Origin of the sequence: Lysobacter ciconiae (genome assembly GCF_015209725.1) — a bacterium.
GTDB classification, from domain to species: Bacteria; Pseudomonadota; Gammaproteobacteria; order Xanthomonadales; family Xanthomonadaceae; genus Novilysobacter; species Novilysobacter ciconiae.
The window spans coordinates 2,091,046-2,106,794 of the sequence record NZ_CP063656.1; the positions used below are offsets into that span (position 1 = coordinate 2,091,046).

Annotated in this window: 10 protein-coding genes and 2 pseudogenes; all 12 read left to right on the forward strand. The window is 68.2% G+C overall.

The genetic code is table 11. The features are described from left to right. Nucleotides 1-3 precede the first annotated feature (3 nt). The 12 genes and pseudogenes from uppS to dnaE all read left to right on the forward strand — a co-directional run bounded on the left by uppS (nt 4) and on the right by dnaE (nt 15,650). The gene (gene uppS / locus INQ41_RS09370; protein ID WP_193983919.1) at nt 4-762 is read left to right on the forward strand and encodes a polyprenyl diphosphate synthase; all 759 of its coding nucleotides are present in this window, start codon (nt 4-6) and stop codon (nt 760-762) included. Beyond that, entirely contained in the window at nt 759-1,622 is an 864-nt protein-coding gene (locus tag INQ41_RS09375; RefSeq protein WP_193983921.1) for a phosphatidate cytidylyltransferase, read from the forward strand. The genes uppS and INQ41_RS09375 overlap by 4 nt, the downstream gene beginning before the upstream one ends. Beyond that, on the forward strand, nt 1,622-2,851 hold the full coding sequence (locus tag INQ41_RS09380; protein WP_193983923.1) for a 1-deoxy-D-xylulose-5-phosphate reductoisomerase: 1,230 nt from the start codon (nt 1,622-1,624) through the stop codon (nt 2,849-2,851). Before INQ41_RS09375 ends, INQ41_RS09380 begins: the two co-directional genes overlap by 1 nt. Nucleotides 2,852-2,881: 30 nt before the next feature. Then, nucleotides 2,882-4,300 (forward strand): RIP metalloprotease RseP, encoded by a 1,419-nt coding sequence (gene rseP / locus INQ41_RS09385; RefSeq protein WP_193983925.1) that lies wholly within the window; start codon nt 2,882-2,884, stop codon nt 4,298-4,300. 106 nt (nt 4,301-4,406) lie between these two features. Next, complete coding sequence (gene bamA / locus INQ41_RS09390; RefSeq protein WP_193983927.1) at nt 4,407-6,860, forward strand: outer membrane protein assembly factor BamA; 2,454 nt, start codon at nt 4,407-4,409, stop codon at nt 6,858-6,860. Between the two features lie 17 nt (nt 6,861-6,877). Beyond that, nucleotides 6,878-7,906, forward strand: a complete 1,029-nt coding sequence (gene lpxD, locus INQ41_RS09395) for a UDP-3-O-(3-hydroxymyristoyl)glucosamine N-acyltransferase (RefSeq protein WP_193983929.1) — start codon at nt 6,878-6,880, stop codon at nt 7,904-7,906. Then, the gene (gene fabZ / locus INQ41_RS09400) at nt 7,903-8,364 is read left to right on the forward strand and encodes a 3-hydroxyacyl-ACP dehydratase FabZ (RefSeq protein ID WP_193983931.1); all 462 of its coding nucleotides are present in this window, start codon (nt 7,903-7,905) and stop codon (nt 8,362-8,364) included. Before lpxD ends, fabZ begins: the two co-directional genes overlap by 4 nt. Further along, nucleotides 8,361-9,146, forward strand: coding sequence for an acyl-ACP--UDP-N-acetylglucosamine O-acyltransferase (gene lpxA, locus INQ41_RS09405; protein WP_193983933.1), 786 nt, complete (start codon nt 8,361-8,363; stop codon nt 9,144-9,146). Before fabZ ends, lpxA begins: the two co-directional genes overlap by 4 nt. 47 nt (nt 9,147-9,193) lie before the next feature. Then, nucleotides 9,194-10,345: pseudogene (gene lpxB, locus INQ41_RS09410) on the forward strand (lipid-A-disaccharide synthase); the annotation flags it as partial. 67 nt (nt 10,346-10,412) lie between these two features. Further along, nucleotides 10,413-10,985 (forward strand): annotated as a pseudogene (locus tag INQ41_RS09415) (ribonuclease HII); the annotation flags it as partial. Nucleotides 10,986-11,287: 302 nt separating this feature from the next. Beyond that, nucleotides 11,288-11,938 (forward strand): hypothetical protein, encoded by a 651-nt coding sequence (locus tag INQ41_RS09420; RefSeq protein ID WP_193983939.1) that lies wholly within the window; start codon nt 11,288-11,290, stop codon nt 11,936-11,938. Nucleotides 11,939-12,074: 136 nt separating this feature from the next. Beyond that, entirely contained in the window at nt 12,075-15,650 is a 3,576-nt protein-coding gene (dnaE, locus tag INQ41_RS09425; protein ID WP_193983941.1) for a DNA polymerase III subunit alpha, read from the forward strand. Nucleotides 15,651-15,749: the final 99 nt, after the last annotated feature.

Genomic DNA, 15,749 nt, shown 5'->3' on the forward strand with positions numbered 1-15,749 from the left:
ACCATGGCCTCCTGCGCAACATCCAGCCCTGCCATCCCGCGCCACCTGGCCATCATCATGGATGGCAACGGGCGCTGGGCGGAGCGCCGCCACCGGCCACGCATCGTCGGCCACCGGGCCGGCGCCCGCGCGGTCAACCTGTGCATCGATTTCTGCATCCTCAAGGGTATCCAGGCGCTGACGCTGTTCGCGTTTTCCAGCGAGAACTGGGGGCGTCCGGAGGGCGAGGTCGGCGCGCTGATGAAGCTTTTCATGAACGCCCTGGAGCGCGAGGTCGACGAACTCGACCGCCGCGACGTGCGCATCCGCTTCATCGGTGAGCGCGAGCGCTTCAGTCCTGCGATCGTCGCGCGGATGCAGGCGGCCGAGCTGCAGACCGCTGCCAACGACGGCCTGCAGCTGTCGATCGCGGCCAGCTACGGCGGGCGCTGGGACATCACCCAGGCCGCCCGCGCGCTGGCCGCCGACGTCGCCGCCGGCCGCCTGCGAGTCGAGGACATTGACGAGGACGCACTGACCCGGCGCCTGACCCTGGCCGATCTGCCGCCACCGGATCTGTTCATCCGTACCGGCGGGGAGATGCGGATCAGCAACTTCCTTCTCTGGCACCTGGCCTACACCGAACTGTGGTTCACCGAGGCGCTGTGGCCGGAGCTGGACGCCGCGACACTGCAGGGTGCGCTTGACCACTATGCATCCCGGGAGCGTCGCTTCGGGCTTACCGGGGCGCAGCTCGCCCCCCTCCAAGAGAGCACCGAATGACCCGTATCCGCCTGATCGCCGCGCTGGTGATGGCGCCGGCCGCCATCGCCGCGATCCTGTTGCTCCCCACCGCCTGGCTGGTGACGCTGGCCGCGGTCGTGTTCCTGCTGGGCCTGTGGGAGTGGTTCGACCTGGCCGACATCGACGAGACGCTGGCCAAGACGGTCCTGCTGCTCGCCCACCTTGCCTTGATGGTGGCGCTGGTGTGGGCCTCGCGGTCCGGTTCGGGGTTCAGTTTTGCGCTGTTTGAACTGGCGACCCTGGTCGGGGTGATCTGGTGGCTGCTGGCGCTGGTCTGGCTGGGCCGGTACGGGTTTGCCAGTGACCACACCACCTATGCACGGGTGTTCAAGCTCGCCGCCGGCGCGCTGGCGATCATCCCGGCGTGGTGCGCGCTGGGCTGGCTGCACGCCAGTGACGCCAGTGCCAGCGTGGTGGCCTGGATCCCGAAAGGCCATTTCTGGCTGCTGACGGCACTGATGATGGTCTGGGCAGCGGACAGCGGCGCGTACTTCGTCGGGCGCCGCTTCGGCCGGCACAAATTGTCGCCGCGGATCAGTCCCAACAAGACCGTCGAAGGCCTGATCGGCGGGCTCGTCGCCGGCGTGGCCATGGCGCTGGCCGTCTCGCTGGTGGCCGGCGCCGATCGCAGCCAGTTGCCCGCGATCGCGCTGGTCGCGGCGGTGGCGACCTTGTTTTCAGTCGCCGGAGACCTGTTCGAGAGCCTGCTCAAGCGCCACGCCGGAGTGAAGGACTCGGGCACCCTGATTCCTGGCCACGGCGGCGTCCTCGACCGTCTCGACGGGGTGCTCGCTGCCCTGCCCGCGTTCGCCCTGGGCAAGGGCCTGATGGGATTCTGATGGACACGGTTGCCTCCTCCGCGGACTTCAACCGCCACGACGTCGCCGTATTGGGCGCAACCGGGTCCATCGGCGGTTCGGCGTTGGACGTCATCGCGCGCCACCCCCAACGCCTGCGGGCGACCGTGCTCGGCGCGGGACGCAACGTCGATGCGCTGATCGAGCTGTGCCGCGTGCACCGCCCGCTGCATGCGGTGATTGACGACGCGGACGGCTTTACCGCGCTGCGCGACGGGCTGGCGTCCGCCGGACTTCAGACTCGCGCACACGCCGGCGCCGAGGCGGTCAGCGCGCTGGCCGCCGGGGACGACTGCGACACCGTGGTCGCTGCGATCGTCGGCGCTGCCGGTCTGCCCTCGACATTGGCGGCGGCGCGCGCCGGCAAGCGCCTGCTGCTGGCGAACAAGGAATCCCTGGTCCTTGCCGGCGAGTTGCTGATGGCAGCCGCGCGCGATGGCGGCGCCACGATCGTGCCGATCGACAGCGAGCACAACGCGATTTTCCAGTGCCTGCCCGCGCCGGACCGGCTGGCCGCGGGTCAGGCCAGCGCCGGTCTCGCACGGATCATCCTCACCGCCTCCGGTGGCCCGTTCCGGGGTCGCTCCCGCGCGTCGCTGGCCGACGTGTCGGTCGAGGAAGCGGTCAAGCATCCCAAATGGTCGATGGGTCCGAAGATCTCGGTCGATTCGGCGACGTTGATGAACAAGGGGCTGGAGGTGATCGAGGCGCACCACCTGTTCGGCCTGCCCGGGAAACGGATCGATGTGCTCGTGCACCCGCAGAGCCTGGTCCACTCGATGGTCGAATTCATCGATGGCTCCACGCTCGCCCAGCTCGGGCTGCCGGACATGCGCACGGCGCTGGCGGTGGGCCTGGGTTGGCCCGACCGGGTCGAATCCGGGGTGTCGGGGCTGGACCTGCTGGCGCAGGGCGGTCGGCTGGACTTTGAAAAGCCCGACCTGGAGGCGTTCCCGTGCCTCCAGCTGGCCTATGACGCCCTCGCCGCCGGCGGCACCGCGCCTGCGGTACTCAACGCGGCCAACGAGGTTGCAGTGGCCGCGTTCCTGGAGCGTCGCATCGGCTTCCTCTCCATTGCGGCGCTGGTCGCGGACACGCTTGCCGCCCTGCCCGCCGGTCCGGCCGATTCGCTGGAAGCGCTTGAGGACGTCGATCAACACGCCCGGCGGCAGGCCATTCAGGGGCTGGCCGCCCACCGGATGCCAGCATGAGCGCCGTGATCCCGGTGTTGGTGTCGATCCATGGCTGAGCTGATCGGTTCCGTGTGGTGGTTGCTGGTCAGCCTCGGGCTGCTGGTGACCTTTCACGAATTTGGCCACTACTGGGTCGCCCGCCGCTGCGGAGTCAAGGTGCTGCGTTTCTCGGTGGGCTTTGGCAAACCGCTGTTCAAGCGCCGCGGCAAGGACGGCACCGAGTACGTGGTCGCAGCCATCCCGCTGGGCGGCTACGTCAAGATGCTCGACGAGCGCGCGCTGATGGAGAACATGCCGACTGCGGATGGCGCTGCCGGCGCCGGCGGCGATCCGGGCACGACATTGACCGAAGCCGAGCGCGCCGGCGCCTTCAACCGCCAGTCGGTGTGGAAGCGGATCGCGATCGTCATTGCCGGCCCCATCGCCAACCTGCTGCTGTGCGTGCTGCTGCTGTGGGCGATGTTCGTCATCGGCCGGCCGGATTACGCGCCCGTATTGGACCAGGCGACCGGGATCGCGGCCGATGCCGGGCTGCAACGGGGCGACACCATCACCGCCGTCGGCGATCGGCAGACGCCCACCTGGAGCGAGGTCCAGATGGCGCTGATTCCATCGGCACTGGATCGCAGCGACGTCCAGCTGCAGGTGCTGGACGCGAATGGCAACGCAGGCACCCGGCGCCTGCCGCTGTCGCGCCTCCCGGAAGACTTTGACGAGCGACGCGCGGTGGATGCGATCGGCTTGGTGCCGCGCCATTACTCCCTGCCGGCGGTTGTCGGCCAGGTGGCTCCGGATACGGCCGGCTGGGGCGTTCTGGCCGAAGGCGACCGCATCAGCGCCATCGACGGGCAACCGGTGCGCGAGTGGGCCGACCTTGGCCCGTTGGTACAGGCGCTGGGCGAGCGCGGCGGCCGCGGCATGGTCGAGGTGATCCGCGACGACGAGCGCCTCGCGCTGGAGCTGGAGCCCACCCGGATGACGCCGGAAGACGGGGAGCCCTACTGGGCGATCGGGATTTCGCCGGCACGGCCGCAGCTGCCGCCGATGGACGCGGAACTGCGTTACGGGCCCATCGCCGCGGTGCCCGCCGCACTGGCGGAAACCGCGCACCAGGCCGGTCAGTTGTTCTCGATGATCGGCCGCGCTTTCAGTGGCCGGGTCGAGGTGCGCAACACCGTTGCCGGCCCCATCACGATCGCCCGTGCCGCCAACGCCTATGCCGGCCAGGGCGCCGCCTGGTTCCTCTCGCTGCTGGCGCTGCTGTCGCTGAGCCTTGGCATACTGAACCTCCTGCCAATCCCGCTCTTGGACGGCGGACACCTGCTGTATTACCTTATCGAGTTGGTCAAAGGCAGCCCGGTGAGCGAGCGCACGATGGCCTATGGCCAATACATCGGCCTGATGCTCATCGCCGCGCTCATGGGCCTGGCGTTCTACAACGACATCGTGAACAACCTGCTGCACTGATGCCGCCTGCCCTGCGTTCCACCGCTGCCACCTGTTTACCCTTTTCCGCCGCCGCCTCGGGCACCTGCCCGGGCGAGTGCGGCAAGCTCCCCAACCGGACGTGACAATGACGCGACCCATCCCCCGCCGCCTGCTGGTCCTGGCCCTTGCTTCGGCGCTTTCCACGGTTCCCGCGTTGAGCGCGGTTGCGCAGCAGCAGTCCGCGATCGCCGCACCGGTCGCTCCCTTCACCGTCAGCGACATCCGCGTGGACGGCCTGCAGCGGATTTCCGCCGGTACGGTGTTCACCTACCTGCCGGTCGAGCGTGGCGACACGATGGACCAGGCCGCGGCCGGCGATGCGATCCGCGCGCTGTACAAGACCGGGTTCTTCGAGGACGTCCGCATCGGTCACCAGGGCGACATCCTGGTGGTCACCGTCGTCGAGCGTCCGGCGATCAACAAGCTGACCCTGACCGGCAACAAGGACATCAAGACCGAGGACCTGATGAAGGGCCTCAACGACATCGGCCTGACCGAAGGCAACACCTTCGACCGGCTGAGCCTGGACCGCGTCACCCAGGAACTGACCCGCCAGTACAACAACCGCGGCAAGTACAACGTCAAGGTCACCCCGTCGGTGGCCGCGCTGCCGCGCAACCGCGTCGACGTGACCATCGCGGTGGAAGAAGGCAAGGCCGCCCGGATCCAGCACATCAACCTGATCGGCAACGAGCTGTTTGACGACAAGGAAATCACCGGCGGCTGGGAGTCGGGCGTGCACAACTGGCTGAGCTGGTACCGCCGCGATGACCAGTACTCGCGCGAGAAGCTCTCCGGCGACCTGGAAAAGCTCAACAACTTCTACCTGGACCGTGGCTACGTCGACTTCAACATCGACTCCACCCAGGTCGCCATCAGCCCCGACCTGCAGGACATGTTCATCACCGCCGGCGTGACCGAGGGCGAGCAGTACAAGATCTCCAGCGTCGAGATCACCGGCGACACCGTGCTGCCCAAGGAAGACATCGAGAAGATGGTGCTGGTCAAGCCCGACCAGGTGTTCTCGCGCAGCCTGCTGGAAATCAGCTCCGATGCGATCACCGCCACGCTGGGCAACGTCGGCTATGCCTTCGCCCAGGTCAATCCGATTCCCGACGTCAACCGCGAGGACAAGACGGTCGCGATCGCGATGCAGGTGGTCCCCGGGCCGCGCGTCAACGTGCGCCGGATCAGCTTCAAGGGCAACTCGCGCACCGCCGATGAGGTCCTGCGCCGGCAGATGCGCCAGTTTGAGGGGTCCTGGTATTCGCAGGCCGCGATCGACCGCTCCAAGATCCGCATCCAGGGGCTGGGCTATTTCGACAAGGTCGATGTGGAAACCGTGCCGGTGCCAGGCGCCAGCGACCAGGTCGATGTCGTCTACAACGTCAACGAGGTCGCCGCCGGCAGCTTCGTGTTCGGGCTGGGCTATTCGCAGCTGACCGGCCTGAGCACGCAGGTGCAGGTGTCGCAGAACAACTTCCTGGGCAGCGGCAACCGCATCGCCGTTCAGGCGCAGCGCAACGACTACCTGCAGCGCTACGACTTCTCCTTCACCGATCCGTACTTCACCGACAACGGCGTCTCGCTGGGCTACAACCTGCGCTGGAGCGAGTTCAACAACTCCAACTTCAACACCGCGCGCTACTCCTCCACCAGCGGCATGGCGCAGATGGTGCTCGGCGTGCCGATCACCGAGACCGACAGCTTCACCACGCTGCTGGGCATCGACAGCAACCAGATCTTCGCCTACCGCGGTTCCACGCCCGAATCCATCGTCGACTACATCGATGCGGTCGGCCAGCGCACCTTCCACGCCTGGCGCGGCGAGATCGGCTGGGCGCGCAACACGCTCAACAGCGCGCTGACGCCGACCCGCGGCCTGTCGCAGCGCCTGTGGCTGGAGGCGACCCTGCCCGGCTCCACCGTGGAGTACTACAAGCTCAACTACAGCCTGTCGCACTTCTGGCCGCTGTCGCGCCACCTGGTGCTCAACACGCGCGCCGAGCTGGGCTACGGCGACAGCTACGGTGACGCCTCGGTGCGCAACATCTGCTACACGCCGCCGACCCAGGACAATCCGGATCCGGTGCAGACTACCAATTGCGACCCGAGCTCGCCCGATTACGTGAAGACCGTCACCGCCGACGGCCTGCCGTTCTTCGAGAATTTCTACGCCGGTGGTACGCGCTCGGTCCGCGGCTTCAAGGACAACACCCTGGGCCCGCGCGAGGCTGCGCTGTACAGCAGCTACCTGCAGCCGATCGGTGGCGCGGTGAAGACCGTCGGCTCGGTGGAGATGATCTTCCCGACCCTGATCGACAGCACGGCGGCGCGCGTCTCCGCGTTCCTCGACTTCGGTAACGTGTTTGCCAGCACCGACGATTTCGATGCCGGCGAGCTGCGCGCGTCCACCGGTCTGGCGCTGATGTGGCGCTCGCCGATGGGCCCGATCACGATCAGCTACGCGTTCCCGGTCAAGAAGGAAGACGGCGACCAGCTGGAGCGCCTGCAGTTCACCTTCGGCGGCTCGTTCTGACGGCGGATCCGGCCGTCATGCCCTCCACTGCACCAACCGTGGCCGAGCTGGCCGAGCGGTTCTCGCTCGGCGTGCGCGGCGACGCGACCGCGCGCATCCGTGGCGTCGGCACGCTCGCCAATGCCGGCAAGGACCAGCTCGCCTTCCTGGCCAACCCCAGGTACCGCGGCCAGCTGGACGACTCGACAGCGGCCGCCGTGGTGATGCGCGCCGCCGATGCCGAGGGCTACGGTGGCACGGCGCTGGTCGCCGAGGATCCCTACACCGCGTTCGCCAAGATCGCCGCCGTGTTTGAGGTGGTGCCCGTGCGCGAGCCCGGCGTCCACCCGATGGCCGACATCCACGCCGACGCGGTGGTCGACCCTGCCGCGCATGTCGGCGCCTTCAGCAGCATCGGTGCCGGCAGCCGCGTCGATGCCGGCGCGTTCGTCGGTCCTTCCTGCGTTGTCGGTGAGGACTGCGTGGTGGGCGCCGGGAGCGAACTTCTGGCGCGCGTCACCCTGGTCACCCGGGTCCGGCTGGGCCGGCGCGTGCGCATCCATCCCGGCGCGGTGATCGGCGCCGACGGCTTCGGCCTGGCGATGGACGCAGGACGCTGGATCAAGGTGCCGCAGCTGGGCGGCGTAGTGATCGGAGATGACTGCGAGATCGGTGCCAACACCTGCATTGACCGCGGCGCGATCGAGGACACGGTGCTGGAGGAGGATGTCCGTCTGGACAACCTGATCCAGGTCGGCCACAACGTCCGCATCGGCGCGCACACGGCGATGGCCGGCTGCGTCGCCATCGCGGGCAGCGCCCGGATCGGTCGCTACTGCATGATCGCCGGCGGTGCCGGCATCGCCGGGCACCTGGAAATCTGCGACCGGGTGGTGGTGACGGCAATGAGCCTGGTGAGCAGTTCGATCCGCGAACCCGGAGAATACTCGTCCGGCACCGGGCTGATGGACAATCGCAGCTGGCGCAGGAACGCCGCGCGATTCCGGCAGCTGGACAGGATGGCGCGCCAGTTGCGCGACCAGGAACCTAAGGACGACACGCAATGACCGATGCACTCAAGCTCCCGATCGATGTTCCGGGTATCCAGGCGATGTTGCCGCACCGCTACCCGTTCCTGCTGGTCGACCGGGTAACGGAGCTGGAGCCGAACAAGCGCATCCAGGCCTACAAGAACGTCACCAACAACGAGCCGTTCTTCAACGGCCACTTTCCAGGCCAGCCGGTGATGCCCGGCGTGCTGGTGATCGAGGCGCTGGCCCAGGCGGGCGGCCTGCTCACCCAGCTCTCGCTGGGCGGCACGTTCGAGAACAAGCTGTTCTACCTGGTCAAGATCGATGGCGCGCGGTTCTCGCGCATGGTTGTTCCTGGCGACCGCCTCGACCTGGAGGTGGTCCTCAAGCGGACCATCCGCAACATGGCGCTGTACCAGGGCATCGCCCGGGTCGACGGCGAGCAGGCCGCGTGCGCCGACATCCTGTGTGCCGAGGTCGTCAACAAGCCATGAGCCCGGTGGTCATCCACCCCAGTGCGATCGTCGAGGCCGGGGCACGGCTCGCCGATGGCGTGACGGTGGGTGCCTTCAGCTACATCGGTGCGGACGTCGAGATCGGCGCCAACACCCAAATCGGGCCGCACTGCAGCGTGCATGGGCCGGCCCGGATCGGCCGCGACAACCGCTTCATCGGGCACGCCGCCATCGGTGGCGAGCCGCAGGACAAGAAGTACGCCGGCGAGCGCGTCGAGCTGGTCATCGGCGAGCGCAACACGGTCCGCGAGTTCGTCACCATCAACCGCGGCACCCGCGGCGGCGGCGGTGCGACCCGGATCGGCGACGACAACTGGCTGCTCGCCTACACCCACATCGCCCACGACTGCCTGATCGGCAACGACTGCGTGTTCTCCAACAACGCGACCCTGGCCGGGCACGTCGTGGTTGGCGACCACGTGATCCTCAGCGGGTTTGCCGGTGTCCACCAGTTCTGCCGGATCGGCGCGCACGCCTTCATCGGCATGGGCGCGTTCGTCAATGGCGATGTGCCGCCGTTCGTGATGGTCGCCCAGGAAGGCTACAGCCGCCCGCGCGGGATCAACAACGAAGGCCTGAAGCGGCGCGGCTTCGACGCGGCACGCATCGCGATGATCAAGCGCGCCTACCGCGCGCTGTACGTGGCCGGCCATTCGCTGGAAGAGGCGCACGCCCGCCTCAGCGAGATGGCAGGGGACAGCGACGACGTGCGCGAACTGCTGGACTTCATCGACAGCGGCGATCGGCCCCTGCTGCGGTGAGCGACAACCGCGCCGTGGCGGAGATCTTCAACGAGCTCCCCCCGACCCGACCCAAACGCATCGCGCTGGTGGCCGGAGAAGCCTCCGGCGACCTGCTGGGCGCCGACCTGATCCAACAGCTCCGCCTGCGCTGGCCCGGCGCGGAATTCGTCGGCGTCGGCGGTGCTGCAATGCGCGATGCAGGTATGGAGACCTGGTTCGATGCATCCGAGCTCGCGGTGATGGGGCTGTCGGAAGTGCTGCGCCACCTGCCGCGGCTGTTGCGGCTGCGCCGCGAACTGTGCGGGCGCGTGCTGGGGTGGCAGCCCGACGTGTTCATCGGCATCGACGCGCCGGACTTCAACCTTGGCGTGGAGAAGTGGCTGAAGCAGCGCGGCGTGCGCACCGTGCACTATGTCAGCCCGTCGGTGTGGGCCTGGCGCGAGAAACGCGCGGCGCGGATCGGCGAGAGCGCGGATCTGGTGCTGTGCCTGTTCCCGATGGAGCCGGCGATCTACGCCCGCCACGACGTGGATGCGCGCTTCGTCGGCCATCCACTGGCGGACACGATGCCTCTGGTACCCGACCGCGACGCAGCGCGTGCGACGCTGGGACTGGATCCGCAGCGGCCCGTGCTGGCGCTGCTGCCGGGCTCACGGGTGGGCGAGATCCAGCGTCTGGGTGCCGACTTCATCGGCGCGGCGGCGCGCGTGCTTGCCGCCGAACCGGCGCTCCAGGTGGTTGCGCCGATGGCCGGGCCGCAGGCGCGCGACGCGTTCCAGACCATCCTTTCCAACCATCCTGACCGGACCGCACTTTCGCGAGCGCTGAGCGTGGTGGACGGCCAGTCGCGCACCGCGATGGTCGCCAGCGACGTCATCCTGCTGGCATCCGGCACGGCCACGCTGGAAGCGATGCTGGCCAAGCGGCCGATGGTCGTCGCCTACAAGGTGTCCGCGTTGACCTACCTGCTGGTGAAAACCCTCGGGATGCTCAAGGTTGACCATTACGCGCTGCCCAACGTGCTTGCTGGCGAGGAAGTCGTGCCGGAGCTGATGCAGGACGACTGCGGCCCGGAGGCACTGGCCGATGCGTGCCTGAAGTGGCTGCGCGGGGGCGACACCCGCGCCCTGCAATCGCGCTTCCTGACGCTGCACGACTCGCTGCGCCGCGGCGCCTCCGCGCAGGCTGCACAGGCGATCGTCGAGCTCGTATCCTGAGCCGATGGGTCGCTGCACCGATCAACTCACACTCTCCCTCGAACCCGTCCGCGTCGCCGGGCCGTTCGCGGGTGTCGATGAGGCCGGCCGTGGCCCGCTGGCCGGTCCTGTCGTGGTCGCTGCGGTGGTGTTTGCGCCGGGACGCACTCCGGTCAATGGACTGGACGACTCCAAGCTGTTGTGCGCGCGACGCCGCGAGGAGCTGTACGCGCGGATCGTGGAACGGGCGCTGGCCTGGCACGTGGTCGCGGTCGAGGTCGAGGAGATCGACCGCGTCAATATCTACCAGGCGACCATGATCGGGATGCGGCGCGCGGTCGAGGGCGTCAGCCACGTGGCCGTGGCCGCGCGCATCGACGGCAACGTCGTTCCCAAGGCCCTGCCGTGCCCGGCCGAGGCGTGGATCGGTGGCGACCAGCGCGACCGCACGATCATGGCCGCATCCATCCTGGCCAAGGTGACCCGCGACCGGCTGATGCTGGCGCTCGACGAGCAGTGGCCGTACTACGGCTTCGGCGCCCACAAGGGCTATTGCACCCCGGCGCACCTGGCCGCACTGGAGCAGCACGGCGCCTGCCCGCACCACCGGCGCAGCTTTGCCCCGGTGCGCGCAGTGATCGAACGCGACGGCCAATGGTGAACCGGAGCTCGTCCTGCATCAGGGCGTGACGGGTTTACTGCGCGTTTCGGAAGACCGCCACACCTCGACGCGCAAAGCCTTGTGTGGCGGGCTTCCCGGCATGAACAGCGCGCGGCGGCAACGACTTCTGGCACTCGCCATCGAAGCGCCAGCGGCGCACCCTGATGGCTTGGAGCATGCCCGGTCGCACGATGCCTCCGCCTACCGGTGACGCACGCTCCGACCTGTTGCGGATGGCGGTGACTGCCGTTGGATCCGCCAGCCACTCCGTCCAGGCAAGGACAAGAACCGAGGGCACTGACATGAGATCGTCCCTGATGATCGTGTCGCCGTTGCCGACGAGCCTGTTCAGCACCGCCTCGCGACCCAATGCCAAGCGCCACCTGATTGGTGGATTCGAACCCGACGCCGGCCGTCTGCAGCGGTTCAACGAATTGCTGACTTTGATCAGCGCAAAGCATCTGCAGGTGGACGCCGACCACCTCGCCACCGCAGCACGCGAGTTGATGGAGTACTCGCCCGACGGGCGGATTCCGCAATGCATCCGCGAACGGATCCGTCGCGCTGGCGCCATGGACCTGATGCGTTCAGACCCCGAATGGGAAACCCAGGCCATCGTGGCGATTGCCTCCGCGGCCGTACTGGATTACCTGCACGGCAAGGAGCCGCTGATTCCGCACAACCTGCCGGTGGTGGGTTGGCTGGATGGCGCGGTGGTCGTGGAGGCCGCTTGGCCGACCTTGGCCGACGAGGTGCGCGACTACCTCGACTTCTGCCGCCTGCGCCGCATCGAGGCGCGGTTGCGCGGTGAGGATCGGCGCTATTTCGGTTTCACCCGCGACCAGTTCGATGATGCAAGACTCGCCGAATTTCTCTGGATCGAGCATTGCCGCAGGACCGGTCGCAGCAGTTACCTGGCCGCGGACGAGGCCGGGCGGTTCCGGGTGAACTGAACGCAGGCGCGTCGCGGACCGACAACCCGCGACGCGCAGACGCAAGCCGCTGCCGGTGCTCGCTTGTCAAGGCCTTGCCGGGCCGACGGTGGCTGATACTCTGGGCGTTGCCCCAGCCGGTCGGTCCACGGCACGAATGCCAGCTCGCTTCACCCACCTGCACCTGCACAGCGAATTCTCGCTCGTCGACTCCACCATCCGGGTCAACGAGCTGGTCAAACGCTGCGTGATGCTTGGCCAGCCCGCGGTCGCACTGACCGACGTCAACAACCTGTTTGCCGCGGTGAAGTTCTACCGCGCCGCGGAACAGGCCGGGGTCAAGCCGATCCTGGGCGCGGACGTCGGCCTGGCCGATGGCAACGAGGCGAGCTCGCGCCTGACCCTGCTGTGCCGCGACCACACCGGTTACCTGACCCTGTCGCGCCTGCTCAGCCGGATGTGGATGGAAGGCCACCGCACCGACAGCGTCGCGCTGCGCCCGGAATGGCTGCGCGAGGACAACGAAGGCCTGTTCGCGCTGGCGGGACGACAGAGCCTCGCCGGGCGCATGGCGACCTCGCAGCGACCGGAATTGGCCGAGGCGTGGCTGGCGGACTGGCAGGGCATCTTCGATGACCGCCTGCATCTGGAGCTGACCCGGACCGGGCGCGCCGACGAGCCGGTGTTCAACGAATTCGCGATCCACGCCTCGGCCAAGCGCGGCCTGCCGCTGATCGCGAGCAACGATGTGCGCTTCCTTGACCGCGACGGCTTCGATGCCCACGAAGCCCGCGTCTGCATCTCCACCGGCCGCGTGCTCGACGACCCCAAGCGGCCGAAGGAGTACAGCGCCGAGCAGTACCTGAAGTCCTCGGAAGAGATGGCCGAGCTGTTCGCCGATGTCCCGGATGCGATCGACAACGCGCTCGCGCTGGCGACCCGCTGCAACGTCGAGATGCAGCTGGGCACCTACTACCTGCCCGCGTTCCCGGTGCCCGACGACCACACCATCGAGTCCTGGCTGCGCAGCCAGGCGCACGACGGGCTGGACGCGCGGCTGCAGAAGGTGCTGCAGGTCGAGGGCCGGCTCGCAAACGACATGACCCGGCAGGACTACGAGGACCGCCTGGACACCGAGCTGGGCGTCATCCTGTCGATGGGTTTCCCCGGCTACTTCCTGATCGTTGCCGACTTCATCAACTGGGGCAAGGAACAGGGCATCCCGGTCGGGCCGGGGCGCGGTTCGGGTGCCGGTTCGCTGGTGGCCTGGGCGCTGGGCATCACCGACCTGGATCCGCTGCCCTACGACCTGCTGTTCGAGCGCTTCCTGAATCCGGAACGGGTGTCGATGCCCGACTTCGACATCGACTTCTGCATGGACCGCCGCGACGAGGTGATCGACTACGTCGCGCGCAAGTACGGCCGCGACCGGGTCAGCCAGATCATCACCTACGGCACCATGGCCGCCAAGGCCGTGGTGCGCGACTGCGGGCGCGTGCTGGGCCATCCCTATGGCTTCGTCGACGGCATCGCCAAGCTGATCCCGATGACCCTGGGCGTGAGCCTGCGCGATGCGCTGGGCGAGTCGGAGGCGGCGAAGAAGAACCCCGAGCTGGCATCCGGCGACCTCATCGCGCGCTACCACTCCGAGGACGATGTCCGCGACCTGCTCGACCTCGCGCTCAGTCTGGAAAACCTGACCCGCAACGCCGGTCGCCATGCCGGCGGCGTGGTGATCGCGCCCTCGCCGCTGAGCGACTTCTGCCCGCTGTTCGCCGAGCACGATGGCGAGGGACGCGGCAAGACCCCGGTGACCCAGTTCGACAAGGACGACGTGGAATCCGTGGGTCTGGTGAAGTTCGACTTCCTCGGCCTGCGCACGCTGACGATCATCGACTGGGCGGTCAAGGCGATCAACGTGCGCCGCGCCAGATCCGGCGAGGAACCGCTGGACATCACGACCCTGCCGCTGGACGACAAGGCCACCTACGAACTGTTCGCCCGCGGCGAAGGCGTGGCGGTGTTCCAGTTCGAGTCGCGCGGCATGCGCGAGCTGCTCAAGCGCGCGCGCCCGGACACCTTCGAAGACATCATCGCGCTGGCCGCGCTGTTCCGGCCCGGCCCGCTGGGCTCGGGGATGGACAAGGACTGGGTCGACCGCAAGCACGGCGTGGCCGAGGTCAGCTACCCGCATCCGTCGCTCGAGCCGGTGCTGGGCCCGACCTACGGCGTGATCGTGTACCAGGAACAGGTGATGCAGATCGCCCAGGTGATGGCGGGCTATTCGCTCGGCGGCGCCGACCTGCTGCGTCGCGCGATGGGCAAGAAGAAGCCTGAGGAAATGGCCAAGGAGCGGGCCAAGTTCGAGGCCGGCTGCCTGGCCAACGGTATCCCGGCCAAGGTCGCCAGCCCGATCTTCGACCTGATGGAGAAGTTCGCCGAGTACGGCTTCAACAAGTCGCACTCGGCGGCCTATGCCTTGGTCGCGTACCAGACCGCCTGGCTGAAGGTGCACTACCCGGCCGAGTTCATGGCCGCCGTGCTGTCGTCCGACATGGACAACACCGAGAAGGTCACCGGCTTCCTGGACGAGTGCCGGGCGATGAACCTGCAGGTGTTGCCCCCGGACGTGGACGCCTCGGCGTACATGTTCGAGGCGGTGGCGCCGGACACTGACGCTGCACCGGCCGACGCCGATCCCAAGCCGCCGGTTGGCACGATCCGCTACGGCCTGGGCGCGGTGAAGGGCGTGGGTCACGGCGCGTGCGATGCGATCGTGCAGGCGCGCCGCGCCGGCCCCTTCGCCGACCTGCTGGATTTCTGCAAGCGCGTGGAAGGCGGCAAGCTCAACCGCCGCGCGCTGGAAGCGCTGACCCGCGCCGGCGCCCTGGACAAGCTGGGAAAGAACCGCGCCAGCCTGATGTTGCAACTGCCTGAGGTGGTCCGCGCGACCGACCAGCTGGCCCGCGAACGCGAGGCCGGGCAGGTCAGCCTGTTCGGCGGTGGCGACGCCAGTCCGGCGCTGCACATCGAGCTGCGCGAGACCGACGAATTCCCGCTGGGCCAGCTGCTGGCCGGCGAACGCGAGACCCTGGGCCACTACCTCAGCGGGCACCCCTTCGATCCCTATCGCGACGAGTTGCTGGACCTGATCGGCCACGATCTGGGCGCGCTGGAGCGGATCTGGGAGTCGCGCCCGGAAAGCGCGCGCAGCGGCTGGCGCCCGGAGCTGGACACGGTCGTCGCCGGCCAGGTGGTCGCGCTGCGCAAGAAGGGCGACAGTCAGATGTTCGTGCAGATCGAGGACGGCAACGGCCGGCTCGAAGTCGCGTTCTTCTCCGAGACCTACACCGACTTCGCGCCGCTGCTGACCCGCGATCGCCTGCTGGTGATCAAGGGCGGCCTGCGCGAGGACGCCTTCAGCGGCGGTTTTGCGCTCAAGGCCGAGCGCTGCTGGGACTACAACCAGGTCTGCGCCGATTACGCCAAACGGCTGTCGCTGCGGCTGGACCTGCAGGTGCCCGGCACCTGGCAGCGGGTGGATGCGCTGCTGGCCCGTCATCGTCCCGGCGGCGCCAGGGTCCGGCTTGATCTCCTGCTGCCCGCTGCCGCCGGCATGGTCGATCTGCCGGCCGCCGGATCGGTGCGGGTGGACGCGGAACTTGCCGGCCTGCTCCGCGCCGAACCCGGCGTGCGCGCGGTCAAGCTCACGCTGGACCGGCCTTGGGGCTGAACGGGTAGCGCACACCTCCGCGTGCGCTGTGGCTTGCGGCGTCCGCGCAGAGGGGTCGGTTAGACTGTCGCCTTCACGGCAGTACGGCTGCCCGAGCCC

Bases quoted from the DNA above. Each gene is read 5' to 3' on its own strand.
- uppS (WP_193983919.1), top strand. From the start codon at position 4: ATGGCCTCCTGCGCAACATCCAGCCCTGCCATCCCGCGCCACCTGGCC.
- INQ41_RS09375 (WP_193983921.1), top strand. From the start codon at position 759: ATGACCCGTATCCGCCTGATCGCCGCGCTGGTGATGGCGCCGGCCGCC.
- INQ41_RS09380 (WP_193983923.1), top strand. From the start codon at position 1,622: ATGGACACGGTTGCCTCCTCCGCGGACTTCAACCGCCACGACGTCGCC.
- rseP (WP_193983925.1), top strand. From the start codon at position 2,882: ATGGCTGAGCTGATCGGTTCCGTGTGGTGGTTGCTGGTCAGCCTCGGG.
- bamA (WP_193983927.1), top strand. From the start codon at position 4,407: ATGACGCGACCCATCCCCCGCCGCCTGCTGGTCCTGGCCCTTGCTTCG.
- lpxD (WP_193983929.1), top strand. From the start codon at position 6,878: ATGCCCTCCACTGCACCAACCGTGGCCGAGCTGGCCGAGCGGTTCTCG.
- fabZ (WP_193983931.1), top strand. From the start codon at position 7,903: ATGACCGATGCACTCAAGCTCCCGATCGATGTTCCGGGTATCCAGGCG.
- lpxA (WP_193983933.1), top strand. From the start codon at position 8,361: ATGAGCCCGGTGGTCATCCACCCCAGTGCGATCGTCGAGGCCGGGGCA.
- INQ41_RS09420 (WP_193983939.1), top strand. From the start codon at position 11,288: ATGAGATCGTCCCTGATGATCGTGTCGCCGTTGCCGACGAGCCTGTTC.
- dnaE (WP_193983941.1), top strand. From the start codon at position 12,075: ATGCCAGCTCGCTTCACCCACCTGCACCTGCACAGCGAATTCTCGCTC.